The sequence below is a fragment of the Streptomyces sp. L-9-10 genome (assembly GCF_004151105.1).
Classification (GTDB): Bacteria; Actinomycetota; Actinomycetes; order Streptomycetales; family Streptomycetaceae; genus Streptomyces.
This window is the reverse complement of sequence record NZ_PHRF01000014.1, coordinates 1-6,351: the sequence shown is the minus strand read 5'-3', so window position 1 is coordinate 6,351 and position 6,351 is coordinate 1. Positions and strand designations below refer to the sequence as shown.

Below are 6,351 nucleotides of genomic sequence, written 5' to 3'. Positions count from 1 at the left end.
TGGCGCGGGAGGTGTGTACCCAGGCCACACCGGCCGCAGCCGACGCGGGGGTGGCCCTGACCGCGTCGGTGGGCCGGGGCCGGGTCCTCGGCGACCGGGTCCTGCTGCGGCAGCTGGTCACCAACCTCGTCGACAACGCCGTCCGCCACAACCACCCGGGCGGAACGGTGACCGTGAGCGTGGACGAACGGCCCGAGCACGGGGTCCGGCTCGTCGTACGCAACACCGGACGCAAACTCACCCGCACCGAGGCGGACCGCATCCTGGAACCGTTCCACCGCCTCGACACCCGCCGGACAAGCCGCTCGGACCGCCCGGCAGGATACGGCCTCGGCCTCGCCATCGTGGAATCCATCGTCCGCGCCCACAACGGAACCCTCCACGCGGAACCACTGCGCGACGGCGGCCTCGACATCACCATCACCCTGCCCACCCCCGCAGACACACTCACGCCCGCGCCCACGCCCACGCTCACGACAACCGGCGCAACGGAGAGCCGTGAGCCGGACGGGTGAGCCCGAAGGCCCGTCCTCACCTTCGAGGACGGGCCCGGTGCCCTACGAGGCGTGCAGGGCGAGCGTCGGGGACATCTTCGACGCGCGGACCGCCGGATAGAGCCCGGCGATCGTACCGATCACCAGCGTCGCTCCGAAGCCGCCCGCCATCGCCCAGGGGGGTATCGTCCATGGCATCCCGGAAGCGTTGGCGTAGATATAGGTGGCCAGTGCCCCGAGGACGACTCCGGCCAGGCCGCCCAGGCCGGACAGCATCAGCGATTCGGTGACGAACTGCAGCCGTATCTGGCCGCGTGTGGCTCCGAACGACCGTCGCAGGCCGATCTCGTGTTTCCGTTCCAGTACGGAGATGATCATGGTGTTGGCGATGCCGACCCCGCCGACCAGCAGCGCGACCCCGCCGAGCCCGAGCAGCAGGCTGGAGAAGGCTCCCTCGGAGGCGGTCTTGGCCTTGAGCACGGCCGACGGGTCGGAGACCTCTATCTCATGAGGGGCTTCGGGGTTGACGGTGCGGGGCAGCAACTCCCTTACCCGCTCGACGCTGTCGTCGGCCGAGCGTTCGTAGAGTGACGTCGGATGGCCGTCGAATCCGAGCAGTTTCTGTGCGGCCTCCCAGCCCACCAGCGCGGTGTTGTCGATCTCGGGTGCCAGCGGCAGTGGCCGGAGGATGCCGTGGACCGTGTAGTACTCGTCACCCACACGGATCCGCTGTCCGGCCTCGGTGATCCCGAGGCGTTCGGCCGCCGCGAATCCGAGGACGACGGAGGGGTAGGAGCCGGTGGCGCCGTTGAACCAGGTGCCCGCCGCCATGGAGCCGCGCAGTGTGTTCTTGAGACTCTCGGTGGCGGCGCTGACCTGGATGCCTCCGGTCTGTGCCTTGGGGATGTGCTCGGAGCGGTAGACGTTGGCGTCGCTGACACTGCCGGTCGCGGCGACGTGTTCCACACCGTCGATCCGGCTGACCATCCGCAGCGCGCTCTTGGGGAGCTTGACCTCCTCGTCGCTGAAGAACGACTGGCCCGGTGTGACGACCAGCATGTTGGTGCCCAGCCGGTCCAGGTCCCGCATGAGTTTGGCCTTGCTGGACGCGGAGATGCCGACCACGGCGATCATCGTCGCGATCCCGATGGCGATGCCCAGTGCGGAAAGGACGACGCGTACGGGCCGGCCGCGCAGTCCCGCCGAACCGACCTGCGCGACGTCCCGGAGACCGAGCCGGGAGGGGACGAGCCTTCGGCCGCGGCGACTCGTCATCGCACACCTGCCGGAATGTCGCGCACGGTGTCCTCGACGACCTGCCCGTCGCGGATACGGACCTGGCGGGGCAGCGCGTCGGCCAGTTCGCGGTCGTGGGTGATGACGGCGATCGTCGCGCCGTCCGCGTTGAGCTCGTGCAGCAGTTCCATCACGGCGTCGCCGGACGCGGAGTCCAGTGCCCCGGTCGGTTCGTCGGCCAGCAGCAGTTCCGGTTCCCCGGCCACCGCCCGTGCGATGGCCACGCGCTGCTGCTGTCCTCCGGAGAGGGCGTGCGGCCGGTGGCTCATCCGGTCCGCGAGGCCCACACGTTCCAGGGCGGTCGCCGCGCGGCGGCGGCGTTCGGCGGGGGGCAGCCCGGAGTAGCGCAGTCCTTCGGCGACATTGCCCAGCGCGGTGGCGCTGGGCACCAGATGGAACGCCTGGAAGATGAAGCCGATGTGGCGGGCGCGCAGGGCGGACAGCTGCCGGTCGCGCAGCCGCCCCACGTCATGGCCCGCGATGCCGACCGTACCGGCCGTGGGCCGGTCGAGGGTGCCGAGAATGTGCAGGAGCGTGGACTTGCCCGAACCGGACGGGCCGACGATGGCGAGCAGTTCACCGGCCCGGATGCCCAGGTCCACACCTCCCAGCGCCGTGACACCGCCGGGATACTCCTTGGTCACACCGCGCAGTTCGGCGACCGTCTCGGCGGACCGCGAGTGGGGGGTGGTGGCGGTCATGCCGGGACCCCCACTTTCATGCCCGCGCGCAGATCCCCGCCCGACACCTCGACACGGCCGTCGGCGAAGATGCCGAGTTTCACTCTCACGTCCCGCGCGGTGCCGCCCTCGACCACCCGGACACCGAAGCCGCCCCCGTCCACGGCCAGCAGCGCTTCCACCGGTACGGACAGGACGTCCTCGCGCCGTTCGCCGGTGAGGAACACGGTGACCGGTGCCTTGTCGACACCGGCGACCTTGTCCGGCTCGTCGAACTCCACCGTCACCTTGATCACCGGCTCCTTGTCCGAGGACTGCTCGTCCGTGCGCGCGGTGCGGCCGATGGAGCTGATCCGGCCCTTGGCGGTGGACCCGTCGGGCAGCTCGACCTTGACGGCGTCACCCGATGTGTACTTTCCGGCCTTCGCCACCTCCAGGTCGAACTGCACCACCCGCTCGGAGCTGGTCGTGCTCAGTACGGGCGCGCCGGGCGCGACGCGCGCACCGACCGACGCCTCGGCGTTCTGTACGCGGACGGCGGCGGGCGCGAAGGCGATACTGTCCGGCCCGATCTTCCCGGTCTGCTTCAGGCCGTGGCTCTTCTGCCAGGCCTTGACACCCCGCACGGTTCCTTTGGTGAACTCGTCGTCGGCCGCGAGACCGGACCCGAAGCCGAGCGCGATGAGGTTGGCCTTGAGCTGGCGCACGTCGTCCCCCTCGTCGCCGCGCTCCATCACCCGGTAGGCGGGGGTCTGGCCGTACATGAGGAACACGGGAGACCCGTCGATCTCGTACAGCCTGCCGTCACGCTCGATGGTCCGGCCCCCGCCCGGCAGCCAGGTGACGACGCCCTGCCCCTCGGCGGTGATCTTGCGCTCGGCCGAGAATCCGAGCGTGCCCTTGGCCTTGTCCGAGGTGACCAGGTCGCCCTTGGTGACGCCGACGGTCGCGGTGGGCACTGCGAGCCGCTCCGCCGCCGGCCGTGAACCGGAATCGCCGGGCATCGTGACGACCGCCGCTCCCCCCACCGTGACCAGCGCCGTCGCCCCCAGGGTGAGCAGGAACTTCTTGTGTTTCATACGGGGTGCCTCTCCTCGCGGGGGTGTGCGTCAGCCGGTCTTCGCCGCGCAGACCTTGTCGGCGGCGGCGAACGCGGCCTTGTCCCCCTCCGGGATCTGATTGAGCTTGGCGCCGCCCCCCTCGAACTCCGGATCCGGATAGTCGAGGCCCTCCTTGCGCATGCACTCGGCGTAGGCCAGCATCTTGTCCTTCATCTCCTGTGACATCCCGGCGTCGGCCCGGCCGCCCCCCACTTCGCAGTCCTTCATGGCCTGCTGGAGTTCGTCCTGCGACAACGTCCCCGGAGCGATCTGTCCGAGCTGGCCGCCCTTCGGCTCGGTGACCTCCGCGCCCTTCTTGCGCAGGCAGTCGTTGGCCTTCGCCCGCTTGTCGTCACCCGTGCTCTGGCCGGCACCGCCACCGGACGACCCCTTGCTGTCGGAGCCGCCTGAGCAACCGGTGAGGAAGAGCGCGAGCGCCGATACCGCGCACACCGTGGCCATCTGGATCTTCTTCGTCTGCATGAGCTGCCTCCCGGGCACGAGCGTTCCGAACGTGGTGGGGAGACGGTGACAGCGATGTGTGTTTCATCGCTTTCACCGAAGCTGTAACACCCGTGAAACCCCTTCCTCGGGTACACAGGTATCCATGCGCGTGCTTGTTGTGGAGGACGAGGAGTTCCTCGCCGAGATGATCGCGGAAGGGCTTCGTCAGAACGCCTTCGCCGTCGATGTGGCGGGCGACGGGCTGGAGGCGATGCGACGTCTGACCTTCGGTGCGTACGACGTGATCGTCCTGGACCGCGATCTGCCCGGACTGCCCGGCGACGAGGTGTGCCGGCAGGTCGTCGAGCGCGGGCTCCTCACCCGCATCCTGATGCTGACCGCGTCCGGTACGGTCCACGACCGGGTGGAGGGCCTCGCCCTGGGGGCGGACGACTATCTGTCCAAGCCGTTCGCGTACGAGGAACTGGTGGCCCGCGTCCTGGCTCTGGGCCGTCGCTCCACCCCCATGCTGCCTCCCGTGATCCGGCGCGCGGGCGTCGTGCTCGACACCTCCGCGCGCCAGGCACGACGCGACGGCCGCCCGCTGCGGCTGTCCCTGAAGGAGTTCGCCGTGCTGGAAACACTCCTGCGGGCGTCCGGGAGTGTGGTCAGCAGTGATGATCTCGTCGAGCAGGTGTGGCAGGAGGAGATCAGCTACCGCACGAACACGGTACGGGTCACACTCAGCCGGCTCCGCACGAAGCTCGGCCCGCCCGATGTGATCGAGACCGTCCCGGGTGCCGGGTACCGTATCGCCGCCGAGGACGACAGGTGACCAGGGGCGGACCGTCGTCCCCCACCACCGGACGGACGTCCCCCACCTCCGGCCGGAGCGCGCGGCGCTTCCGGTCGCCGACGCTCGGCAGCGAACGCGCCCGCCTCACCGCGCTCTGCACGCTCATGCTTCTGCTGGCCGGGGGCGGTCTCATCGCGCTGATCTACGTGTTGTTGGGGCAGGGGCTGTACTCCAGCATCGGCGGGGCGGTGACAAGGCTCCCCGTGACGGAGACCCTGGAGCGTCCCGTCGACGAACAGGGTTCACCGGCCTCCTCCGCCTCCACGCCCGTGACCGGGCCGACTCCCTTGGTGAGCCCCGCCCCCACCACCGATGCCGGCACCGATGCCGACACCGACACCGGCTGGATCAAAAGGGCCCAGTTCCTCGGTGAGGCGCAGTCCGCCAAGTTCGTCGACGACATCCGGTCCGCCGCCCTCAACGACCTGCTCATCGTCTCCCTGATCGCCCTCGTCGCGTTCGCCGCCGCGGCGGTCGCCGTCGCCTGGTGGATGGCCGGCCGCGTACTGCGTCCCGTACGCCATGTCACCGAGACCGCGCGGCTCCTCTCCGCCACGAACCTCCACGAGCGCATCGGCCTGCGCGCTCCTCCCGGCGAGCTCAAGGTGCTCGCCGACACCTTCGACGAGATGCTCGACCGCATACAGCAACTCGTCAACGCCCAGCAGAGGTTCGCCGCCAACGCCGCACACGAACTGCGCACCCCCCTGACCCTCCAGCGGGCCGCCGCCGAGATCGGTCTCGCGGGCGACCCGGACCCCCAACAGGTGGCCCGGATCCGTACCAAGCTCATCGAGACGTCCGAGCACCAGGGACATCTGATCGAGGGCCTGCTGCTCCTCGCCGCGTCCGAGCAGGGCATGCGACGCCAGGAGCCTGTCGACCTGCATCAGGTCGCGCAGGCCGTGGTCCTCGCGGCGGTCCCCGAGGCGGCCGACCACGACGTGACACCGGATCTCGATCTCCAGCCCCTGCGGACCACGGGCGACCCCGTGCTGCTCGAACAGCTGACACACAACCTGGTGAGCAACGCGATACGTCACAACCACCCGGGCGGCAGTGTCAGCGTCCGCACCGGCGCCGGTTTTCTGGAAGTGAGCAACACCGGACAGGTGATCCCCGCGCCGACCGTCCCGCTGCTCTTCGAGCCTTTCCGCCGCATCGAGGAACGCCGCCACGCCCCGGGCGAGGGGGTCGGCCTCGGCCTCTCCATCGTCGCCGCCATCGCCCGCGCCCACGGCGCCACGGCCGAGGCGACGGCCAACCCTGGAGGCGGCCTCACGATCCGTGTGCGCTTCGCGTGTGATGAGCCGCCGTGCAGGTCCTAGGCGCGTGTGCCGGACGCGGTGCGGATGCGGATGGTGAGCCGGCCTCGGCCGGTGGTCACGGGGCCGGTGCCAGGTAGTAGCCGACTCCGGTCATCGTGTGCAGCAGGGCCGGTTCACCCAGCTTGCGGCGCAGGGTGGAGACGGTGACGCGTA

At 70.1% G+C, this 6,351-nt stretch carries 7 protein-coding genes; 3 read left to right on the top strand and 4 right to left on the bottom strand.

Features of this window, described 5'->3' with window-relative positions:
* A partial coding sequence (locus tag CU044_RS03075) for an ATP-binding protein (RefSeq protein WP_129766877.1) occupies positions 1-515 on the top strand: 515 nt, incomplete at its 5' end.
* A gap of 42 nt (positions 516-557) precedes the next feature.
* Here the strand turns inward: CU044_RS03075 and CU044_RS03070 are convergent.
* The 4 genes from CU044_RS03070 to CU044_RS03055 are packed head-to-tail and all read right to left on the bottom strand — an operon-like array spanning position 558 to position 4,053.
* A complete protein-coding gene (locus tag CU044_RS03070; protein WP_129766876.1) occupies positions 558-1,769 on the bottom strand; it encodes an ABC transporter permease in 1,212 nt (403 codons plus the stop codon).
* Positions 1,766-2,491 carry an ABC transporter ATP-binding protein gene (locus CU044_RS03065; protein WP_129766875.1) on the bottom strand — a complete coding sequence of 242 codons (726 nt, stop codon included), beginning with the start codon at positions 2,489-2,491 and terminating at the stop codon, positions 1,766-1,768. Before CU044_RS03065 ends, CU044_RS03070 begins: the two co-directional genes overlap by 4 nt.
* Entirely contained in the window at positions 2,488-3,549 is a 1,062-nt protein-coding gene (locus CU044_RS03060; protein WP_129766874.1) for a peptidoglycan-binding protein, read from the bottom strand. The genes CU044_RS03065 and CU044_RS03060 overlap by 4 nt, the downstream gene beginning before the upstream one ends.
* A gap of 30 nt (positions 3,550-3,579) precedes the next feature.
* On the bottom strand, positions 3,580-4,053 hold the full coding sequence (locus CU044_RS03055) for a hypothetical protein (protein WP_129766873.1): 474 nt from the start codon (positions 4,051-4,053) through the stop codon (positions 3,580-3,582).
* Between the two features lie 124 nt (positions 4,054-4,177).
* Between CU044_RS03055 and CU044_RS03050 the strand changes: the two genes are divergently transcribed.
* The gene (locus CU044_RS03050) at positions 4,178-4,849 is read left to right on the top strand and encodes a response regulator transcription factor (RefSeq protein WP_129766872.1); all 672 of its coding nucleotides are present in this window, start codon (positions 4,178-4,180) and stop codon (positions 4,847-4,849) included.
* Positions 4,846-6,198, top strand: a complete 1,353-nt coding sequence (locus CU044_RS03045; protein WP_240045305.1) for an ATP-binding protein — start codon at positions 4,846-4,848, stop codon at positions 6,196-6,198. The genes CU044_RS03050 and CU044_RS03045 overlap by 4 nt, the downstream gene beginning before the upstream one ends.
* The last annotated feature ends 153 nt before the right edge of the window (positions 6,199-6,351 follow it).